The organism is Gammaproteobacteria bacterium, assembly GCA_016705365.1.
Lineage (GTDB): Bacteria > Pseudomonadota > Gammaproteobacteria > Pseudomonadales > UBA5518 > UBA5518.
Map to the genome: position 1 here is coordinate 702,469 of JADIYI010000008.1, position 20,578 is coordinate 723,046.

The following is a 20,578-nucleotide window of genomic DNA, read 5'->3' on the forward strand; positions in this document are numbered from 1 at the left end:
TGGCAAAAACTGCCGGCAGGGTGAACGGGTAGCCAAAGTGGCCCGAGCGACCCTCAATGCATGGTCTCAGCGCCCGGGGCATCAAACATGCGCTGCAGTGCGCTGTCGTCGAAGCAATATTCCTGCTGGCAGAACTCGCACTGCACCCGGATCAGGCCCTGCTCGGCGAGCATCGCGCGCACCTCCTTCTCACCGAGCGAGCGCAGCGTGCCACTGGCCCGTTCATTCGAACAGCGGCAGCCGAAACGCATGTCTTCGGCACCCTGCACCCGCACCCGCTCCTGGTGGAACAGGTGGTAGAGCAGCGTTTCGAAGCGCTCGCCGAGCAACTCGCGCGGGCTGACGGTGCTGGCCAGCTGGTGCAGATGGTCCCAGCGTGCGCGTTGCCCAGGGAAACGCCGCTCGGCATCGGGCAGCGATTGCAGCAGCAGGCCGGCGGCGTGTTCGCCATCGCAGGCCAGCCAGATGGCCGTAGGTAACTGCTCGCTCTGGGCGAAATAATGCTCGAGACAGCCGGCGAGATCGGGTGCATGCAGCGGCACGATGCCCTGGTAGCGCTGTCCGCGGTCGGGACTGATGGTGATCGCGAGGGTGCCGTTGGGCAGCAGGTCCGCGAAGTTTTCGCCGAGCGCCGCGCTGGCCACCCGCGCATAACCGCGCAGCTGGCGGTCATGGCTGCATTCCGCGAACAGGATGACGAGCGGTCCCTCGCTCCTGGCCTGCAGGCTCAGGGTGCCGGAATACTTGAGGGTGGAGCTGAGCAGGGCACTTGCCGCCAGCGTTTCGCCGAGCAGGACCGCCACCGGCGCCGGGTAGAAATGCTGGCCGAGGATCTCGCGCAGGCTTGCGCCGAGGCGTACCAGTTCGCCGCGCACCGCGGCTGTCTCGAAATGAAAGCGTTGCAGGGTATCGCTGTCGGGGGTGCTCATGAATCGGACTGTCGTTCCCTGAACCGGTGAATCAATCGCCGCTCGCGCTTGTCGGGGCGACCCGCACTGGCAATCGCACCGGCGCGCTCGAATTTGCGCTGCTCGGCGCGTTGCTCGCGCGCGCCAATGCTCGCGGCGGTTTCGCCATACAGGCGCGCGGCTTCGGGGGCGCCGCGTCGCTCCTCCGCCAGCGCCAGCACCGTGACGGTCTTCTCGTCGAAGCCCTGGCGGATACGCAATTCGGCGCCGATGCGCACCTCCTTGCTGACCTTTGCGCGCGCACCGTCATACCAGACCTTGCCGCCCTCTATCGACTGGCGCGCGAGATTGCGGGTGCGGAAGAAGCGCGCCGCCCACAGCCACTTGTCGAGGCGCACCCGCTGCTCAGGCACGGATCCGGTCCAGTTCCGGCATGATCTCGTCGAAATGAAGGATGCCGGGGAAGTGGGTGCTGGTGCGCGCGGCCAGCTTGCTGTCGGGCTGCAACAGCGTCAGCAGGTAGCGGATGCCGTAGTCGTGGGCCGATTGCAGCACCGCGTGGTTGTCATCGATCAGCAGCGTGTGCTCGCGCCGGAACGGCTCGACGCTGTCCAGCGCGGCCCAGAAGCCCGGTTGCTCCTTGGCGAGATTGAAGTCGTGCGAGCACACTACGGCGTCGAACCAGCACTCCAGTCCGGTCTGGCCCAGCTTCAGGCTGAGGCTCTTGTGGTGGGCGTTGGTGACCAGCAGCACCCGACGTTGGCTGGCGTGCAGGCGCTGCAGGAATTCCTCGACGTGCGGGCGCACGCTGATCAGATGCCGCAATTCCTCTTTCAGCGCCCGGATATCGAGGTCGAGCTCGCGCGACCAGTGGTCCACGCAGTACCAGTTCAGGTTGCCCTGCTCGGAGCGAAAGCGCTCGACCAGGTGGTGGCGTGCCTCGTCCTGTGCGCGGTCATGGATTTCCGCGTAGCGCCTTGGAAGATGCTCGAGCCAGAAGAAATTGTCGAAATGCAGATCGAGCAGCGTGCCGTCCATATCGAGCAGCACGGTATCGATATCATCCCAGTCGATCATGATCCGGTTCCCGTGCACGAAGCCGTGGCGTTTTGCAGCGCCAGCGCCGCGCATGTCTTCAAAGTGGAAGGTATCACGTGGCAGGCCCCGATTCATGCCCCGGAGAAAGTACCGGCCACCAGCCTGCGATGGCCTCGTCGCGTACCGCCAGCAGATCGCCGAACTGCAACAGCACCGCTTCGCTCTGCGTGGGTCTGAGAAACAGGTAGTCATCGACTGCCAGATCGACTGCGGCCGAAGCATTCACGATGGCCTGGTTGCTGCTGGTACCGAACAGCGGGTTTTCCAGCAGCCCGGTGGGCGAGGCGAACCGAGCCATCCACTTGCCGCCGTAGATGAAGAAGCTGCGCCGGCGGTTGCGATCCCACAGCGCCCACATCTCGCCGAGCGGTGCCGGGCCGGGAAGCTGCAAGCCATCCAAAGCCTTCAGTACCGGAGTGGCGATGAATGCCGCGGGCTCGAAATCGGCCAGCAGATCGAGATCGAAATCGGCGGGCTTGAGCAGCGCCGAACCGACCGCGACCTCGTTCAGCGGCGAGTCCGGTCCGTGCAGCCGGAACGTGGGGCTGCCGGCGCCGTTCAGCGTCAGCGTTTCGGGTGCGGCAAGGCCGTGTGCCCGCGCTTGCTCGGCAAAGTTGCGATAGATCGCACTCGAGCGTTCCAGCGAGCGCGCACGGCTCTCCAGCAACGGCGGCACCTTGCCGATATGTGCGTCGTAACCCATCAGGCCGGCGAATTCGAGGTGCGCGGGTTCGGCGGCGATTTGGACGAGCAGGGCATCGAGCTGCTGCGGCTCGGTCAAGCCGCCGCGGTGCAGGCCGACATCGATCTCCAGGTTGATGCGCAGGCGGGTGCCGAGTGTGCGGGCCAGTTGCGTGTACTGGGCGAGGCGCTGCGGGGTGTCGATCAGCCATTGCAGCTGGCGGCGCGGATCGAAGGCGCCGTCGTTGGCCAGCTTGCGGTAGAACTGCTCCGCCGCCCGCACCGGCATCGGTTTGCCGAGCAGCAGGTCCGTCTGCGGCAGGCTCGATGCGAGCGCGTTCAGGAACGGTTGATGAAAGCCCATCACGCGGCGGCTGCCGGTAGCGCGCAGCACCTGTTCGAGCAACGCGATACTGGGCAGGGACTTGGCGACGATGCGCAGATCCTTGCCGGGGGCGATGCTGCGCGCCAGCCTCTCGCAATTGCGCTCGAGCCGCGCGAGGTCCACCACCAGCACCGGGCGTCCGGGCCCCTGGTCGCGCAGCAGGCGGTTCAGCGCGGCGAAATACCCATCGTGCGGTGCGCCGCGATCCGCGGGGCGCAGCAGCAGCGAACCGGTGCCGGCGGCGATGAGTGCATACAGGAAGTGACGGCGTTGCATGGTGGCGGTGCTCAGGCGGGCACGCCAAGCAGCGTGCTTGCATAGGGGTTCAGAAAGCGCGCGTGCGGATCCACCCGGCGCCGTACCGCGAGGAATGTCTCCCAGCGCGGGTACAGCTCGCGCAACTCGGCGGCCTGCAGGGTGTGCAGCTTGCCCCAGTGCGGACGTCCCTGGTATTTGCGCAATACCGGCTCCAGTGCGGCGAACAGCTCGTGGTAATCCTGGCGGTGATACTGGTGCACGGAAATCGCGGCGCCGGCGCGCTCGCTGCACATCCCGAGCGCGGTGTCGTCGGCGGCGATGTAGCGGAACTCGAGCGGGAAAAACACCCCGATGTCGAGGCCGCGCATCACCGCGATCAGCTCCTCGAGGCACTCCATGCCACGTTCCATCGGCACGGTGTATTCCATCTCGTTGAAGCGCAACAGGCGCGGACTCGGAAAGATCCGCTCGGCGGGTCCGACGCTGTTCGAGTGCGGGACAAAGGCCGCGACCAGCCGCTGCAGCAGGCCCTGCGTGAACGGCAGCCGGCGCACGGTCTCGGCCGCGAATTCCAGCACCGCGTCCTCGTCGATCGAGGGCTCTGTCGGCGGCGTGATTGCGTCCGTCGTGATGTTCATCCGCTTCACGATCGCGGTATCGCCGTACGGAAACACGAAGCACTCGATATGGCGGTCGAGATCGCGGCGCGCGGTGAGCAGATCGCAGGCGGCGGCGATATCCATCACCTGCGTTTCGGCCGCCAGCCGGTAGGCCGGGCGATTCTGCAGCGTGATCTCGGTAATGATGCCGAGTGCACCAAGCGAGACGCGGGCCGCATCGAACAGCTCGCGATCCTGCTGCGCCGAGCAACTGACCACGCTGCCATCGGCCAGCACCAGTTTCAGGGCGCGCACATAACCCGACAGGCTTTGCAGCGTGGCACCGGTGCCATGCGTGGCGGTGGCAATCGCGCCCGCCAACGATTGCAGGTTGATATCCGGCTCGTTCCGGAGGTTCTGGCCGATACCGGCAGCGAGCTGGCTGGCGAGCCCGATACGTGTGCCGGCGCCGTAGGTAGCCTGCTGGGTGGCGGCATCGTGCCCGATCAGCCCCGCCATGCGCTCGAGCGAGATCAGGGTGCCGGTGGTTGGCACCAGCGGGGTGAACGAATGACTGCCGCCGAATGCACGCACCGGCGCGTCGGCGCCGGCCAGCATGCGGCACAGCTCGGCTTCGTCTCCCGGATACAGGATGTCCGCGGGCGTGGCGCTCTGGTTGCCTGACCAGTTGTTCCAGCCGCGAGCCTGGGCGCCCGCCCGGTTGCCGAGGATGCCGGCACCGAGCAGCGCAATGGCGGATTGCTGCAGCAGGTGGCGGCGAGTCAGGTGTGGAGGCTGCATGGCGTGTTCCATGGCGCGGCGCTGGACCGCGATCATAGCAATCGCCACGGCTTTGCGCGCGGCCCTGGTGACGTGTAGTGTGCGGGCTTCGATTCCGCGACCCGATATTTCCGATGAGCGAATACCAGAAACCCGAAATCCTGCATTCCCGCTGGGTTGCGCACAGCCGCCTGTTTCATGTCGAGGAGCAGCGATTGCGCTTCGGCAATGGCGTCGAGCGCACCTACGAGCGGCTCAACCCGGGCTTTCACGGGGCGGTAATGGTGGTGGCGGTGGGCGCCGACGACCGCCTGCTGCTGGTGCGCGAGTACGGCGGCGGGATCGGGGATTACTACCTGTCGTTTCCCAAAGGGGCGCTGCAGGAGGAGGAATCCGTGCTCGATGCGGCCAACCGCGAGTTGATGGAGGAGACAGGTTTTGGCGCCCACGAACTCGAGGTGCTGAGCGAGATGGCGCTGTCGCCGTCCTACATGGGCAACCGCATCACGATCGTGCTGGCGCGCAAGCTGTTCGAGAAAAAGCTGCCCGGCGACGAGCCGGAGCCACCGCAGGTGTGCTGGCACGGCTTCGAGGAACTGCTTGCGCTGCAGGCCCGCAGGGAGCTTCAGGAGGCCTACGCGGTAGCCGCGCTGTTCCTGGCGCGTGAACGCCTGCGCGGAAATGCCGCCGCGTGAACTACCTGCCGGAGGGCTGGCTGGAGGCGGTGCTCGCGGCCTGCAGCGCGGCGGGCACGGCAATTTGCACGGCGCGTGAGGTGGGTGGATACACGATCCAGCGCAAGCCCGATGGCAGCATGGTCAGTGCCGCCGACCGTGAGGCCAGCCGCATCGTCGGGCAGCGGTTGCGGGCGCTCGATCCCGCGCTGCCGGTTATCTGCGAGGAAGGAGCGCAGCATGCCGGAGGGGCCACGCGGTTCTGGCTGGTCGACCCGCTCGATGGCACGCGCGAGTTCCTGCGTGGCGGTGAACTGTTCACTGTGAACGTGGCCCTGGTCGAGAACCGCGAGCCGGTATTCGGGGTGGTCCATGCGCCGCTGGTCGGCGCCACCTACTGGGGCTTGCGCGGAGGCGGCGCCTGGCGCAACGGTGTGCCGCTCGCGGCGCGAGTCATCGGCGAGGCGCCGCTGGTGCTGGTCAGTCCCGGCGAGCGTGCCGCGTTGCCGGCTTCGTTCGTGGCAGCGCTCGAGCGCGGCTTTGCGGCGCATCGCATTGAAGCCCTGCCGGGGGCGTTGAAATTCTGTCGCCTGGCCGAGGGCGAAGCGGACCTCTATCCGCGCTGGTCGCCGAGTTGCGGCTGGGACAGCGCGGCGGGGCAGGCGGTGCTCGAGGCGGCGGGCGGGGCGGTGTATGACCGCACGTGGAGCGGCTACCGATATGACGAGTCGCCGGGCTGGTACAACGAGGATTTTGTGGCGGTAGCGGACCCGCGTTTCGACTGGCGGGCGCTGCTCGACACCTGAAACTCAGGAATGGTTGTCGCGTCGTGTTGGCAGGCCGATGTCCATGAATTCGTGAAGCTGGCGCGCGCTGGGCCATTTCATCCGCTGGCGAAAATACAACACCGCCATCTGCGCTTCGGCCTTGTCGTGGAACGGCCCCATCACGCTGTCATGGGTGTGAAAATACCATTTGCCATGGTCGCTGAAATACGTCTCGGGGGGTGCGGGCAGATGCATGGGCGCCACCGTTGTGGGTGCTGACGCCCTCAATCATAGGAACCGCCGGCCCCGGAACCGGCGCAATCCGCAAAAATCACGCTCGTCCGCCGGCGTGGGCCGGCTCAGGCCACCAGGCGCGAATGGCGCTGCCGCTGCGGCGGGTCGATCCGGCGCAGGTAATACTCGGTCGGGTGGCAGCGGCCCTTCTCGTCGATGGACGCCGCGTGCAGGATCCCGAGGATGTCGCCGGCGCGGTCGTAGATCACGGTCTCGTAGGCTTTGCGGCGGATATCGAGATCGGAGCAACGATCCAGCCGGAGCTTGAACTCGGCCTGGTCGACCTGAACAAAAAAGCTGTTACTGGACTTCATGGCTGTAATTCCATACATGCTGTGTTTACGTACAGTATAGAGCGTATCCGGAGATGCGCAAGCTGCTTGAAGCCTAGTGCAAGATTCCGTGCACCGCTACCATATGTTGTGGAAAAAATCCGCAGAAGCCACGACATATGGGAAATGCATCACTGATTGCCGCGCGATTTCATGATCCGGACCGGGTTGGCCCGAAGGCTTCTGCCGCGGCTCCCGGCGCCTACCGATAGATCGCTTCGCTGCCGTAAAGCGTCTCCAGCGCCACCCGATCAGCCTTGCGCAGTCGGCGCACCACCAGCCCGTATGAGCGGTCGATCATGCGCTCGAGCTCGCCGCGCGGGATCGAACCGTCGAGGATCACGGTGTTCCAGTGAGTCTTGTTCATGTGGTAGCCGGCTTTCACGGACTCGAACATATCGCGCAGGAACTGCGCCTCGAGCGGATCGCATTTCAGGTTCATGCGCGAGTTGCCGTCGCGGGTGACGAGCAGTGCGAACATGCGCCGGCGGATCTTGTAAACCGCCACCTCCGGTCCGAACGGGTAGTCCTCGAAGGCCTCGGGGCGCGTGAGCAGGTAATTGCGGGCGGCGTCGTAATCCATGCGTGTGCGCTTCAGCCCCCCAGCAACGAACCGCTGCCCGCACCGAGCGCGAACAGCAGGAATGCGATCAGGGTGGCGGCCTGCGCGGGGACGATCCGCGCGGTGTTGGCGGACTCGCGCAGCAGGCGCCCGCCCGCCCAGCAAGAGGCGGGTAGCCCCAGCAGCGCGCCGAGCAGCCAGGGCTTTGCCTGCGTGGCCGTGAGCCACACCGGTACCAGGTATGCGAGCCCGGCCAGGAGCAGGTAGAGGCGCGCCGCGCGCCCGCGTCCGAGGCGCACCACGAGGTTGCGCTTGGCGCCCGCGCGATCGGCGCGGTAGTCCGGAAATTCGTTGATCAGCAGGAACGCCGCGATCAGCAGTCCCAGCGCCAGCGAGAGCCACGCCAGCGTGGCGTCCGTGGCGCCGGTCTGCACCAGGAATGCGCCGAGCGCGATGAGCGGCCCGTAGGCGATGCCGACCGCCAACTCGCCGCAACCGCGGTACGCGAGCCTGAGCGGTGGCGCGTGGTAGAAGAATGCCAGTGCCATGCCGGCGAGGCCGAGCAGCAGCACGCGTGGTTCGCGTAATGTACAGATCGCCAGGCCAGCCGCGCTCGCGAGCGCGTAGCCCGCGAGCGCGATGCCCCAGGTCTGGCGGCGGGTGAGCAGCGCATCGACCAGTACCCGTTTGCCGCCGGAGAATGGGCTGCGATCCTCGTCGCTCACCGCCTGGTCGACCCCGCTGTCGAAATCGAAGACCTCGCCGGAGGCGTTTTTCGCGACCTCCACCGCAAAGATGCCGGCGACGGTCAGCGCCAGCCAGCCCCAGGCGAGCGGCGCCCGCGCGCCGGCAACCGCCAGGCCCAGGAACAGCGAGGCGAATGAGGCCAGCGAGACCTTGGGGTCCGCGAGCCGCCAGAGGCCGGCGCCAAAACTCATGTCGATTCCTCCATTCCCTTGCGCGCCGCCAGAGGCAGGGTACATCGCGGGCCTTTCGCTCACGCACGGCGTGTCCAGAGCATAAGCCCTTGGCCATCACACTGCACACGCCGGGCGGCTATCGCCCCGCGCCGCGCTGCGTCACAATCCGGCTTCGACCAATCCGGGGCCCGCGACGCGATGCTGCACCAGTATCACGGCAATGACATGGAGGTTCTGCGCGAGCTGGCCTGCGAGCTGCTGGCCGAGGACCCGCCACCGCCGCTGGTGCCGGAGTTCCTCGTGGTGCCGAACGTCGGCATGGCCAAGTGGCTGCGTCAGGGAATCGCGGCGCGTCTCGGCGTGGCCGCGCATCTCGCCAGTGACCTGCCCGCGGCGTTCGTGGCGCGGCTCGCGGGCACGGTGCTCTCCGGCGGCGATGCCACGGTCGACCACGCCTATGCCAAGGAACAGCTCGCGCTGCGGCTGCTGCGCCTGCTGCCGACGCTGCTCGCCGAACCGGGCTTCGCCCAGGTGCGCGCCTATCTCGAGAACCGGCATGAGCCGCGCCGCCTGCTCGCGCTCAGCCGGCGCATCGCGGCGCTGTTCGATCAATATCTGGTGTACCGCCCGGACTGGATGCTGGCCTGGGAGCAGCAACGCGCGGCACCCGGCAACCCCGAGTCCGGCGCCCCCTGGCAAGCGCCGCTGTGGCGTGCGCTGATCGCGCAGATCGACCGGGAGCACCCGGGCGCGATCCACGGCGCCGCGCGCACACGCGTGCTGATCGACACGCTGCGCGGGGCGGGATCGCGTCAGTCGGGCGTGCCGGCGCGAATCACCGGTTTCGGGCTCGGTGCCCTGCCGCCGCTGTGGCTCGAATTGTTCGAGGTGCTCGGTGCACATGCCGAGGTGCACCTGTTTCAGTTCAATCCCTGCGAGGAGTTCTGGGGCGACACCGTCAGTGAACGCACCCGCGCGCGCTGGGCGCTGCTCGAGCCACGGCGCGCCGAACATGCCGAGGTCGGCAATGCGCTGCTCGGTTCCTGGGGCAGGCTCGGGCGCGAGCAGCTGCAGCTGCTGCTCGAGCACACCTCGGGCGATATCACGCCATGCTTTGCAGCGCGCGAGGCGACGACGGTTCTGGCCGCGATCCAGCAGGACATTCGTGCGCTCGCGGAGCCCGAAGCGCCGCGCGCCATCGCAGCCGGCGATACCAGCCTGCTGTTCGCCGAGGCGCACAGCCGGCTGCGCGAGGTCGAGGTGCTGCACGACGAACTGCTGGCACGCTTTGCGGCCGTGGACGCGCCGCATCCGCGTGAGGTGGTGGTGATGGCGCCCGATATCGCACTCTATGCGAGCGCCATCGAGTCGGTGTTCGGCGAAATGCGTGGCGCCGCGCGCTACATTCCCTACAGCATCGCGGACCGGGCCGCGTCGGCCGAGAGCCCGCTCGCCCAGAGTCTGTTGCACCTGCTGGCGCTGCCCGAGAGCCGCTTCGGCGCCAGCGAGATCGGCGCGCTGCTGGCCGTGCCGCCGATCGCGGCGCGCTTCGGGCTGAACGAGGCGGCGGTCGATGAAGTGCGTGGCTGGATCGTGCGCAGCGGTATCCGCTGGGGGCTCGGCGGCGAAGGTGGCGTGGGCGTCGGCCCCGGTATCGCGCGCAATACCTGGCGCTTCGGGCTGGAGCGCATGCTGCTCGGGGTAGCCCTTGACGGCGATGCGCTGTTCGGCGATGTGGCGCCGCTCGCGCTGGGTGGCGCGGAAGCGGGCGAGCGGATCGGCATGCTGGCGGAATTCGTCGCGACGCTGGAGCGCCATGCCCGCGCACTGCCCGCGCCGCGCAGCGTCGTTGAGTGGCGCGCCAGCCTGGCGATGCTGGTTGCGGATTTCTACGCCCCGCAGCGGGCCTTCGAAGCCGAGCTCGCGGAACTGCGCGCCGTGATCGCGGCGGTGTTCGAGCTGCTCGATGAATCGGGTTTCAGCGGCGTCATGGAGCGCGAGTTCATCACCGAGCTGCTCGGTGAGCGGCTCGGCGTGACCGAGGGCTCGCACCAGTTCCTGCGCGGCGGCGTGAATTTCTGCCAGCTCACCCCGTTGCGCAGTATTCCGTTTCGGGTGGTCTGCGTGCTCGGGATGAATGCCGACGCGTTTCCGCGCAACCACGAGCGTCCCGGTTTCGACCTGATGGGACAGCACCGGCGCATCGGCGATCCTACCCGCCGCGACGACGACCGCTACCTGTTTCTCGAATCGCTGATCGCCGCGCGCGACTGCCTGTACATCAGTCACGTCGCGCGCGACGAGCGCAGCAACGCGGCGCGCGAACCCGCGCTGCCACTGAGCGAGTTGCGCGACTACCTCGATAGGCACTGGTCGCCGGGTGCGGCCGATGCCCTGACGCGGCGCCACCATCTCAAGCCTTTCAACGCCGGGTACTTCCGGCCCGACAGCGGGATGTTCAGCTACCGGCGCGAGTGGCTGCCGGCAGCACGTCCCTGCAGGCAGCAGCTGCGCTTCTGCACGGAGGCGCTCGCGCCGCTGCCGGAAGCCGCGCTGGCGCTCGACGCGCTCGCGCGCTTTTATCGCAACCCCTGCCGGGCGTTCTTCAACGAGCGCTTCGGGGTGCGTTTCGCGGAACCTGGCGAAGTCGGGCAGGACTGCGAACCCTTTGCGCTCGATGCGTTGCAGGCGCACGCGATCAAGGGCGAACTGGTGCAGGCCGCGCTTCGCGCAACGGACTCGAGCGCCGCCGAGCACTCGCTGCTTGCGCGCGGAGAGCTGCCGCTCGGGCAGGCCGGCCTGCAATTGCTGCGCGACGCACGTGACAAGGTGCAGGGCCTGGTCGTCCGGATCGAACCCTGGTCGTGTATCGCGCCGCACAGCGTGGAGGTCGAACTCACGATCGGCACGCGCGCGCTGCGCGGCACCATCGGCGGGCTACGCGACAGACACTTGCGTGCGTTCACGGTTTCGGCGGAAGCGCGCGGTCATACGCTGATGGAGTTCTGGATCCGTCACCTTTGCGCGTGTGCCGGTGGTGTGCTGGACGGTGAGAGCACGCTGGACGACAGCAAGCGCACGCACACGCTCGCGCGGATCGATCCCGACACGGCCCGCACCCACCTCGCGAAGCTGATCACGCTGCACGACGATGGCATGCGCCGGCCGCTTCCGCTGTTCGCGAAATCCGGTTTCGCATGGGCAAAGAGCATGCAGGACAAGGGCGATGAACAGCAGGCGCTGAAGGCCGCGCGGGTCGCGTTTACCGGCTACAAGGATATCCCCGGCGAAGGCGGGGATCGCTACATCGCGCGCGCGTATCCCGATGCTGTAAGCGCGCTCGATGGCGAATTCGCGCAACTCGTGCGGCTCGTCTACATGCCGCTTGCCGAGGCGCTGGCGGAGGATGCGCGATGAATCGTCTCGACCCCCTCACCTTGCCGCTGCATGGCCGGCGCCTGATCGAGGCCAGCGCCGGCACCGGCAAGACCTACGCGATCACCAGCATCGTGCTGCGCCTGCTGCTCGGACACGACGGCACCGCCACGGGTGTGAACCCGCGGCGCATCGAGCAGATCCTGATCGTGACCTTCACGCGCGCCGCCACGGAGGAACTGCGCGGACGCATCCGCGCGCGGCTGCGCGAGGCGCGGCTTGCGTTCGAGGAAGACGCCGGCATCAGCGAGGATGAATTCATCGCGCAATTGCGCCTGGCGAGCAGCGATCGAGTCGTGGATCATCGCCGCCTCGCGCTGGCGGAAATGGACCTCGATCTCGCGAGCATCTTCACGATCCACGGTTTCGCAAGCCGCATGCTGCAACGCAATGCCTTCGAGAGCGGCGCGTCGTTCGCCGCGGATATCTCGGAGGATGACCGCCGTGTGGTCGAGGAGGCATTGCGCGATGTGTGGCGCGAGCGCGTGTACCCGCTCGCCGCGCTGCCGGCGAGCACGGTGCTCGACGAGTCGAGCGCAAGGGAATTCATCGACCGCGCACGCCAGTTGCTGGGCAAACAGGGACTGCGCTTCGACAACCTGCCGGCGGCGTCCTGGAGCGAGCTGTTGCAGGAGCTGGCCGATGGCGAATACACGCTTCTGGACTGGTGGCGTGCGCACGGCAGCAGTGTGCGCGGGGTGATGGGAAGCACCAAGCTCAACAAGTCGGGCAAGGAGGCGTTCTGTGCCAGCCTGGCAGCGCTCGAGGCCGGGGAGCCGACCGCACTCGATCGGATGATTGTGAGCGGCCTCTCGCAATCGTTCCTCGAATCGCAGCTGAACAAGGCCGCTAAAGGCAACAGCCTGCCCGATCTCGATCTGTTCCGGCTCGCCGACCGGGTGCTCGACACCGGTCGCCAGCTGTCCGCGCGCCTGTTGTTCGATGCGCTCGAGCTTGCGCGTACCCGGCTCGCCGAACTCAAGGAACGCACCGGGCTGCTCGGCTACGAGGACCTGCTGCGTCTGCTCGAGAAAGGCCTGGCCGCGCCGGGTGGCGGCGAACGCCTCGCGGCGGCGATTCGCGAGCAATACCCGGTCGCGCTGATCGATGAATGCCAGGATACCGACCCGCTGCAATGGTGCGTGTTCGAGCGCATCTACGATGCACCCGGCACCGGACTGTTCCTGGTCGGCGATCCGAAGCAGGCGATCTATGCATTTCGCGGCGCGGATGTGTACGCGTATCTCAGGGTGCGCCGCGAAGCCGGCGAGAGCTACACGCTCGATACCAACTACCGTTCGGTCGAGCCGCTCATACGGTCGCTGAACGCGCTGTTCGGCTTGCGCAAGGACAAGGATCCGTTCCGCGGCAAGGGAGACATGCCCTATGTCGAGGTGCGGCCTTCGCACCGGCCCGACGCGAAGCCGCTCACGCGCGACGGCGAGCCGCTCGCGCCGCTGCAACTGCTGGCGCATCTCGATGACAGGCCGATCGGCACCGGCGACTATCGCGCGCGGATGGCGCGTCTCGCGGCAGGCCATATGGCGGGTCTTCTTGCCGATGTGTCGGTGCGCATTGGCGAGCGCCGGCTCGAGGCCGGGGATATCGCCTGCCTGGTGCGCGGCTGGCCGGATGCACTGGCGCTTGCGAGCGAACTGCAGCGCTACGCGATTCCGTATGTGTATCGCGGACGCGACAGTGTATTCGGCAGCGCCGCAGCGCTGGATGTGCACCAGCTGCTTGCCGCGGTGCTCGATCCGGGCTCCGAGCGCCATCTGCGCGCGGCACTCGGCTGCGCGCTGCTCGGCTACGGCGCCGCCGAACTCGATTCGCTGCTCGGCGACGAGCGCGCGTTGCTCGAGGTGCAGCAGCGCTTCTTCGTGCATGCCCGGCGCCTGCGCGAGCATGGCGTGCAGGCCGCGCTGCGCCGCCTGCTGTTCGAGCACGAGGTGCCGGCGCGCGTGCTGGCGCAACCCGATGGCGAGCGGCGGCTCACCAACTGTCTGCACCTGCTGGAGTTGCTGCAGGCCGAGCGCGAGACGCTCGACAGTGACGAGGCACTGCTCGCGCGGCTAGCGGAGCGCATCGCAAACCCCGACGGAGAGCGCGAGGAGCAGCAGCTGCGTCTGGAGAGCGACGCGCGGCGCGTGCAGATCGTGACGCTGCACTCCAGCAAGGGTCTCGAGTACCCGGTGGTGTATCTGCCGTTTCCGGCGCACTACCGCAAGGCCGACGAGCCGTTGTGGCACGATCGCGAGAGCCTGCATTTGCGGTACGACCTCGAGGGCAATGAGGATTCCCTGGCGCGCGCCGACGAGGAGCGGCTCGCCGAGGACATGCGGCTGCTCTACGTCGGTCTGACACGCGCGGTGCACTGCTGCGTGCTCGGCGTGGCGGACATCGTGCACGGCAGCTCGAAGAAGAGCGATCTCGAGAGAACCGCGTTCGGCTACCTGCTGGGTGCGCAGGAGGGTGAGGCGCGCGCTGCTCTGGAGCGCCTGATCGCGCTGCCCGGCGCGGTCCTGTTCGATCCCGAAGCGGCACTGCCCCTGGCGTGCACGGAAAAGGAAGAGCCAGAGGAGCTTGCAGCGCGCGAGTTCACGGCCGCCATCGAGCGCGACTGGAGTGCCACCAGCTATTCCGCGCTGGTGCGCACGGTCTCCGAACGCGCCGAGCGCGCATTCCGCCAGCCCGAACTGGGTGGTGTCGAACGCAGTCGCCGCGACGGCGGGGACCGCGGCATTTTCGGTTTCGAGCGCGGCGCGGAAGCGGGGAGCTTTCTGCACGGCTTGCTGGAGCGGGTCGATTTCTCGCAACCGGCCGCGGCGCCCGCCAATGCCGGGCTGATCGCCACGGCGCTGGCACGCAGCGCCCGCGAAGCGCAATGGCAGCCGGCACTGGAGCAGATGATCGACGATGTGCTCGGCTGCACCCTGGACGGCGAATCGCTGCGGCTCGCGGATCTGTCGGCCGCGCAGCGTATCGTCGAAATGGGATTCGAGCTGCCGCTCGCGCCGCTCGCCGCAAGCGAACTCAACCGTCTGCTGCTGCAGCACGAACCGCTCGCCGCACGCGGCGCCGCGCTTGGCTTCGCGACGATCCGGGGCATGCTGAGCGGCTTTATCGACCTGGTGTTCGAGTATCGCGGGCGCTATTTCGTGGCCGACTTCAAATCGAACCACCTCGGTGCCAGCGTCGAGGATTACGCGCCGCCAATGCTCGAGGCCTCCATCGCCGAGCATCGCTATGATCTGCAATACGTGCTCTACAGCGTGGCGCTGCAGCGCTTCCTGCGGGCGCGGCTTGGCGCCGCCTATGATCCCGACCTGCACCTGGGTGGCGTGTACTACCTCTACCTGCGCGGCATGCGGCGGGCGGCGGGCGCCGCTTACGGCGTGTTCCACACGCGGCCCGCGCAGGCACTGATCGATGCGCTGGATGCGTTGTTCGCGGGGCGCAGCACATGATCACGCGCGAGGGGTTGCGTGCGTTGCAGGCAGAGGGCCTGATCCGTGCGATCGATTACCACTTTGGCTGCGCACTGGCACGCCATGCGGTGGCGGAACCGGAGGCGATCGCGATCGCCGGGGCGCTCTGCAGCATCGCGCTCGGCAACGGCGATGTGTGCGTGGACCTGGGAGCGGTGGATGGCAAGCCGTTTGCGGCACTCGGCGAGGCGCTCGATGTGGCCGCACTGCGCGCGGCGCTGGCGCGCGAGCCGGCGATCTGCGCGCACGGTGGAGCAATGGCTTCGTGTCCGCTGGTGCTCGATGGCGACAGGCTCTATTTGCAACGCTACTGGCAAAGCGAACAGCGGGTGGCCGCGCGCCTGCTGGAACTCGCGGCGCGCGCTCACCTGCCTGGCGATGAAACGCGTGAATTGCTCGGGCGCTTGTTTGGCGAGGACTCGCCCGGCGCCGGCGGGCAAAAGCTTGCCTGTATTGTTGCGCTGACCCGCGGTTTCGCGGTGATCACCGGTGGACCCGGTACCGGCAAGACCACCACGGTTGCGCGATTGCTGGTGCTGCTGGCGGCCGCGGCGCGTGACGCGGGTAAATCGCTGGTGATGCGGCTCGCCGCACCCACGGGCAAGGCCGCGGCGCGGGTCGGGGAATCGCTGGCGCGCGAAGTCGCGGCAATGCGCGCGGCGGGCACAGTCGAGCAAGCGCTGCTCGAGCGTCTGCCCCAGGGCGCGGAGACCCTGCACCGCCTGCTCGGCGCGGGCAGCAACGGCTTTCGTCACGATGCGCAAAATCCGCTGCCCGCCGACCTGGTGGTGCTCGATGAATCCTCGATGATCGACCTGCGCCTGCTCGATGCGCTGTTGCTCGCGCTGCCGGCGCATGCGCGCCTGGTCATGCTCGGCGACAGCGAGCAGCTCGATGCGGTGGAGGCCGGCAGCGTGTTCGGTGCGTTGTGCACGGGTTCCGGTCGTTACAGCGCGGCACGTGCACGGGAAATCGAGGCGCTCGCAGGTTGCGTGGTTGCGACGGAAGAAGCGTGTTCACCGGTGCAGGATACGATCGCGCTGCTGGGTCACAGTTATCGCTTCGATGCCGGCGGTGGCATCGGGCGCCTGGCGGCGGCGGTCAATGCCGGTGACGGCGAGCGCGCCAACGCCCTGCTCGACAGCGCGGATCCGGCCATCGCGCGCACGGTGTACGGAGAACATCTCGGCGATTCGCAAATGGCGGCAATCCGCGCCGGCTACACCGAGTTGCTCGGGGCGCTGCGAGCCGGAGCCGACGCGCAACAGCTGCTCGCGCTCCAGGAACGTTTTCGCGTGCTGTGCGCGCTGCGCGAGGGCGAGTTCGGGGTGGCGGGTCTGAATCGCGCGATCGAACGCACGCTGGCCAGCGCTGGCCTGATCGATGACAGCACCCCTTTCTATGCCGGACGCCCGCTGCTGGTGACGCGCAACGATCATGGGTTGCGGCTGTACAACGGCGACCTCGGGCTGGTGGTGCCGGGGCTCGAGGGGCACCACGAGGTGTTGTTCCGGGCACCCGATGGCAGCGCGCGACGCTTGCCGCCCGGGCGCCTGCCTGATCACGAAACCGCATTCGCGATGACAGTGCACAAGAGCCAGGGCTCGGAGTTCGACGAGATTTGCCTGGTGCTGCCGCCGCCGTCCAGTGCGCCGGGCCTGGCGGGCCGCGAAATGCTCTACACCGCGATCACGCGGGCGCGCCGGCGTGTGCTCTTCATACTGCCCGAAGCGCGGCTCGAGGAGCGCTGGTTCACCGCGACCAAACGCGTAAGCGGTTTGAGGGAGCGCCTGACCCGCCCCGAGTGCCGCGATGCGCGCGTATAATCCCCTGCGCCCCGGAAGGAGAACGGCATGAGCGAGACGACTGGCAGACGGCTATCCATGGTGCAGATGCGCAGAATGCTGCGCCGGCTCGAGCGCGCCCACAGCGGTGACGAGGGCGTCTGTCCGGCCTGCAGCCTGCAGCGGCTTGCGGCCCAACTGGTCGAGGAACTCGAGTACGAGTCGCACCAGCTTGCTTCGCCCGAGCTGCGTCCCGGCGCCGCCAGCGTGACGATGGCGGTCGAGGCACTCATCACGATCATCTACACGCTCGATGTGCGCGGTGCCGATGAGCAGGGCCGGGTGCTGCAGGCGCTGCTCGACCAGGTCGGAGGTATCGTGCTAGACCAGCTGGCCCAGGAAGAGATGAATGCCGCCGGTGCCGGCGAGCAGGACGCGGGCGATTCAGAGCCCGCGCCACCGCGGCGCGGTGGCTCGCTGCACTGAGTGTTGCAATACGCAACAGCAGTTGATCCGATGAAGCGCATCCTGGTGGTGCAGGTCCTGCTGGCCGCGTGCAGGTTGTGCACGAATTTTCCCGCCACGAATTTCTACTCGTCGTGGTGGAAGCTGCGCACGATATAGCTGCCTGATTTCTCGTCGAGCTCGAGGTCGAGCAAGTTGCGCGCCTGCAGTTCCTCGAGCAGTTTGCCGAAGGTGCGAAAGCCGTGGTAGGTCTCGTTGAAACCCGGTTTGCGCCGCTTCAGCGTCTGCTTGACCATTGATGCCCAGACCTTTTCTTCCTGGCCGCGCTCCTCGAACAGATCCTCGACCGTTGCCATTACCAGGTCGAGCGCTTCCTGTTGCTTGTCATCTGCAGGTTCGTCGCGCTTCGGCTCCGCGTTGACCGGCGGCCTCCCGTCGTCGCCGGCAGCCGGCTCGGATTCCTTGCGCGCGGCCTTCTTCGCGGGCGCGCGTGGGCGACGCCGACGCTTGCTTTCGGGCTCGCGCACCAGGTCGTCGTAATAGATGAACTCGTCGCAGCCCGATACCAGCAGATCGGAACTCGAATTCTTCACACCCACGCCGATCACGGTCTTGTTGTTCTCGCGCAGCTTGCTCACCAGCGGCGAGAAATCCGAATCCCCGCTGATGATCACGAACATGTCGACATGTGACTTGGTGTAGCAAAGGTCGAGCGCATCGACCACCATGCGGATATCGGCCGAATTCTTGCCGGACATGCGCACATGGGGGATCTCGATCAACTCGAATGCCGCCTCGTGCATCGCTTTCTTGAACTCCTTGTAGCGATCCCAGTCGCAGTAGGCTTTTTTCACCACGATGTTGCCCTTCAGCAGCAGGCGTTCGAGCACCTTCTGGATGTTGAACGCCGCGTATTTTGCATCACGCACGCCAAGGGCAACGTTCTCGAAGTCGCAAAACAGCGCCATGTTCTGGGTGGCAGATTTCTCGTTCATGAGGCAATTCCATTTTCTTGAATGAAGGTGATGGGGTGTGCGCGTCTCAGTCGATACCAAAGAACCTGCGGATATGAGCGAGCATGTCGGTGCGTGTCGGCGGCGGCGCTCCCTTTGCATGTCCGGCCGCGCGCCAGGCATCGAGTTCCGCGACCCGTTGCGTCAGTATGCGCGACATTTCCTCGGCGATGTCGGGGCGCGCGCGCATCACGCCCTCGAAGCCGGCCTTGTCGAGGCGGTAACACTCGAGGTCACTGGTCGCGATCACGGTCGCGCTGCGTGGTTCTCCGGTCAGCATGCCGCGCTCCCCGAATACATCGCCCGGTCCGAGCGAGGCGATCGCCCTGCGCTCCCCGCCGCTGTCGTCGCAGATGCGGGCATCGCCGGAGATCACCAGGTACAGCCAATGGGCTACCGCGCCCTGGCGGGTGACCACGTCACCCTGCAGGAATGGCGCATGCAGCAGGTGGCGCGCCACTTCGCTTTTCTCGACACTGGACAGCGAGGCGAACAGCGGCACGCGGCCCAGCGCATGCAGGCGACGCACCTGCTCGTCCGCGGCCAAGGCCTCGCGCCGGGCGTCGTCCTCCGCCACCACGAGGCGCTCCTCGCGCCGCACGGAGAGGCGAATGCCGGCGCGCTCGAGTGCCGCCAGCGCATGCGAGCGTACCCGCGAGTCGGTGCCGTCGTCCTCACGCGGCTCGCGCAGCCAGTAGCGCAGCGCGTAGCGTGCGTAACCCTCGGTCACATCCATCAGCACGGCAGAGGGGGCAGGCTCCCTGGCCACCCAGGGTATCTCGGCATCCTGCACGGCATGCTCCAGCACACTGCATACGCGCGCCGGGGCCGCGCCCAGATCGATCGCGAACCACACCCAGCGGCGCCAGCGCACTTCGCTGTCGGCGCGCGAGCCGAGCACCGTGAACCGGTTCTTCACCACCGCACTATTGGGCACGAACACCGTTTCCCGGTTGCGGGTCTCGATCGCGGTAAAGCGCCAGCGCACGTCGGTTACCCGGCCGCGCACATCATCTATCTGTACCCAGTCGCCCACTTTCATCGACTCGTCGAGCTGCAGCACGATGCCGCCGAGGATATTGCCGAGCGTGTCCTGCATCGAAAAGGCGATCACGCCGGTGATTACCGCCGACGTGGTGACCAGGCTCGCGAGGTCGACGCCCGCAAGACCGAGCCAGACAAAGCCCCAGACCAGCAGCACCCCGGCGCTGACAAGGTCTTCGGCAATCCGTACCACCGAGATCCGCAGGGCCGACAGCAGCAACCGAAACAGCATCATTGTGCCAAGCCGGACCAGTGCGACTCCGGCCACGAAGCTGGCAAAATTGGCGGCGATGCGTGTGGCCCGGGGATAGTCCAGGCCGGTACTCCCCATGGCAACCAATTCGGCAAGCACGCAGAGCAGCAGCAAGCCGAGCGCATTGCGCGCACTGGGTCCGTTCGCCGGTCGCAGCGCCAGCATCAGCAGTGCGACCAGCACGCCGACCAGTATCGCTATTCCCAGCTCCGGACGAAAAACCGCCTCCATGATGAGCAAACCCCCCTGCCAGCAAGAAATCGTAGGCCCATAACATAGCGCAAAGGCCGCGGCGCGCCCATCGCCGCACGGCCGCTTCCCCGGCAGTAGTGGCAGGCACACGGCGCGTGTATGATGAGGCTGCTTCCGAACTCCGGGCTTTCACAACGCCAAAAGGGAGAATAATCATGCTGAAGGATATCGAGTTGAAGCGCTACATGGTGCAGAGCCCGGTCAAGGTTCAGGCCGACGCAAACCTGGTTGATGCGATCCACCTGATCCTGGTCAACAAGATTTCCGGCCTGTGCGTGGTCGATGAAAACAACACGCTCATCGGGGTGCTGTCCGAGACGGACTGCCTGCGTGGCGTGCTGAGCGCAACCTACAACGACAGCGGCATCGGCACGGTCGGGGAGTTCATGACCAGCCAGAATCTCCATACCGCGTCGCCCACGGACCAGATCATTGATGTGGCTGCGGACATGCTGGAGAAAAAAATCAGACGGCGTCCGGTAATCAGCAATGACGGCAAGCTGGTCGGACAGATCACCATTCGCCAGATCCTGCGCGCGGTCAAGGAGTTTTCGAGCCCGGTGGACAGAACCGAGCGCGACTGAGC

General features: G+C 66.9%; 18 protein-coding genes. 7 read left to right on the top strand and 11 right to left on the bottom strand.

From position 1 onward, the window contains the following. Window positions 1-53: 53 nt before the first annotated feature. The 5 genes from hslO to IPF49_10795 form a co-directional block, all read right to left on the bottom strand. The gene (gene hslO, locus IPF49_10775; protein ID MBK6288097.1) at window positions 54-929 is read right to left on the bottom strand and encodes an Hsp33 family molecular chaperone HslO; all 876 of its coding nucleotides are present in this window, start codon (window positions 927-929) and stop codon (window positions 54-56) included. After that, window positions 926-1,321, bottom strand: coding sequence for an RNA-binding protein (locus IPF49_10780; protein ID MBK6288098.1), 396 nt, complete (start codon window positions 1,319-1,321; stop codon window positions 926-928). The genes hslO and IPF49_10780 overlap by 4 nt, the downstream gene beginning before the upstream one ends. After that, a complete protein-coding gene (yrfG, locus tag IPF49_10785) occupies window positions 1,314-1,985 on the bottom strand; it encodes a GMP/IMP nucleotidase (protein MBK6288099.1) in 672 nt (223 codons plus the stop codon). The genes IPF49_10780 and yrfG overlap by 8 nt, the downstream gene beginning before the upstream one ends. 73 nt (window positions 1,986-2,058) lie before the next feature. Then, a complete protein-coding gene (locus IPF49_10790) occupies window positions 2,059-3,348 on the bottom strand; it encodes a DSD1 family PLP-dependent enzyme (protein MBK6288100.1) in 1,290 nt (429 codons plus the stop codon). Window positions 3,349-3,359: 11 nt separating this feature from the next. Continuing rightward, window positions 3,360-4,730 (bottom strand): FAD-binding protein, encoded by a 1,371-nt coding sequence (locus tag IPF49_10795; GenBank protein ID MBK6288101.1) that lies wholly within the window; start codon window positions 4,728-4,730, stop codon window positions 3,360-3,362. 113 nt (window positions 4,731-4,843) lie between these two features. On the opposite strand from IPF49_10795, the gene nudE reads away from it, so the two are divergent. Then, window positions 4,844-5,404, top strand: coding sequence for an ADP compounds hydrolase NudE (gene nudE / locus IPF49_10800; protein ID MBK6288102.1), 561 nt, complete (start codon window positions 4,844-4,846; stop codon window positions 5,402-5,404). Beyond that, window positions 5,401-6,189 (top strand): 3'(2'),5'-bisphosphate nucleotidase CysQ, encoded by a 789-nt coding sequence (locus IPF49_10805; GenBank protein MBK6288103.1) that lies wholly within the window; start codon window positions 5,401-5,403, stop codon window positions 6,187-6,189. Before nudE ends, IPF49_10805 begins: the two co-directional genes overlap by 4 nt. A 3-nt stretch (window positions 6,190-6,192) precedes the next feature. Here IPF49_10805 and IPF49_10810 read toward each other — a convergent pair whose 3' ends face one another. The 4 genes from IPF49_10810 to IPF49_10825 all read right to left on the bottom strand — a co-directional run bounded on the left by IPF49_10810 (window position 6,193) and on the right by IPF49_10825 (window position 8,276). Next, window positions 6,193-6,405, bottom strand: coding sequence for a hypothetical protein (locus IPF49_10810; protein MBK6288104.1), 213 nt, complete (start codon window positions 6,403-6,405; stop codon window positions 6,193-6,195). A 104-nt stretch (window positions 6,406-6,509) separates the two neighbouring features. Next, the gene (locus IPF49_10815; GenBank protein ID MBK6288105.1) at window positions 6,510-6,758 is read right to left on the bottom strand and encodes a hypothetical protein; all 249 of its coding nucleotides are present in this window, start codon (window positions 6,756-6,758) and stop codon (window positions 6,510-6,512) included. 220 nt (window positions 6,759-6,978) lie between these two features. Then, complete coding sequence (locus tag IPF49_10820; protein MBK6288106.1) at window positions 6,979-7,359, bottom strand: MmcQ/YjbR family DNA-binding protein; 381 nt, start codon at window positions 7,357-7,359, stop codon at window positions 6,979-6,981. Window positions 7,360-7,370: 11 nt separating this feature from the next. After that, a complete protein-coding gene (locus tag IPF49_10825; protein ID MBK6288107.1) occupies window positions 7,371-8,276 on the bottom strand; it encodes a prenyltransferase in 906 nt (301 codons plus the stop codon). Window positions 8,277-8,456: 180 nt separating this feature from the next. Between IPF49_10825 and recC the strand changes: the two genes are divergently transcribed. From recC to IPF49_10845, 4 genes are read left to right on the top strand one after another with little or no spacing between them, the layout of a single operon-like run. Continuing rightward, a complete protein-coding gene (gene recC / locus IPF49_10830) occupies window positions 8,457-11,675 on the top strand; it encodes an exodeoxyribonuclease V subunit gamma (protein MBK6288108.1) in 3,219 nt (1,072 codons plus the stop codon). Next, window positions 11,672-15,160 carry an exodeoxyribonuclease V subunit beta gene (gene recB, locus IPF49_10835; protein MBK6288109.1) on the top strand — a complete coding sequence of 1,163 codons (3,489 nt, stop codon included), beginning with the start codon at window positions 11,672-11,674 and terminating at the stop codon, window positions 15,158-15,160. The genes recC and recB overlap by 4 nt, the downstream gene beginning before the upstream one ends. After that, a complete protein-coding gene (gene recD / locus IPF49_10840) occupies window positions 15,157-17,007 on the top strand; it encodes an exodeoxyribonuclease V subunit alpha (protein ID MBK6288110.1) in 1,851 nt (616 codons plus the stop codon). The genes recB and recD overlap by 4 nt, the downstream gene beginning before the upstream one ends. Window positions 17,008-17,034: 27 nt before the next feature. Further along, window positions 17,035-17,451, top strand: coding sequence for a hypothetical protein (locus IPF49_10845; GenBank protein MBK6288111.1), 417 nt, complete (start codon window positions 17,035-17,037; stop codon window positions 17,449-17,451). A gap of 104 nt (window positions 17,452-17,555) precedes the next feature. Here the strand turns inward: IPF49_10845 and IPF49_10850 are convergent, their stop codons facing one another. Both IPF49_10850 and IPF49_10855 read right to left on the bottom strand, forming a co-directional pair. After that, window positions 17,556-18,425 (bottom strand): NYN domain-containing protein, encoded by an 870-nt coding sequence (locus tag IPF49_10850; protein ID MBK6288112.1) that lies wholly within the window; start codon window positions 18,423-18,425, stop codon window positions 17,556-17,558. 46 nt (window positions 18,426-18,471) lie between these two features. Beyond that, window positions 18,472-19,971, bottom strand: coding sequence for a mechanosensitive ion channel (locus tag IPF49_10855; GenBank protein MBK6288113.1), 1,500 nt, complete (start codon window positions 19,969-19,971; stop codon window positions 18,472-18,474). 206 nt (window positions 19,972-20,177) lie between these two features. Between IPF49_10855 and IPF49_10860 the strand changes: the two genes are divergently transcribed. Beyond that, window positions 20,178-20,576 (top strand): CBS domain-containing protein, encoded by a 399-nt coding sequence (locus tag IPF49_10860; GenBank protein MBK6288114.1) that lies wholly within the window; start codon window positions 20,178-20,180, stop codon window positions 20,574-20,576. Window positions 20,577-20,578: the final 2 nt, after the last annotated feature.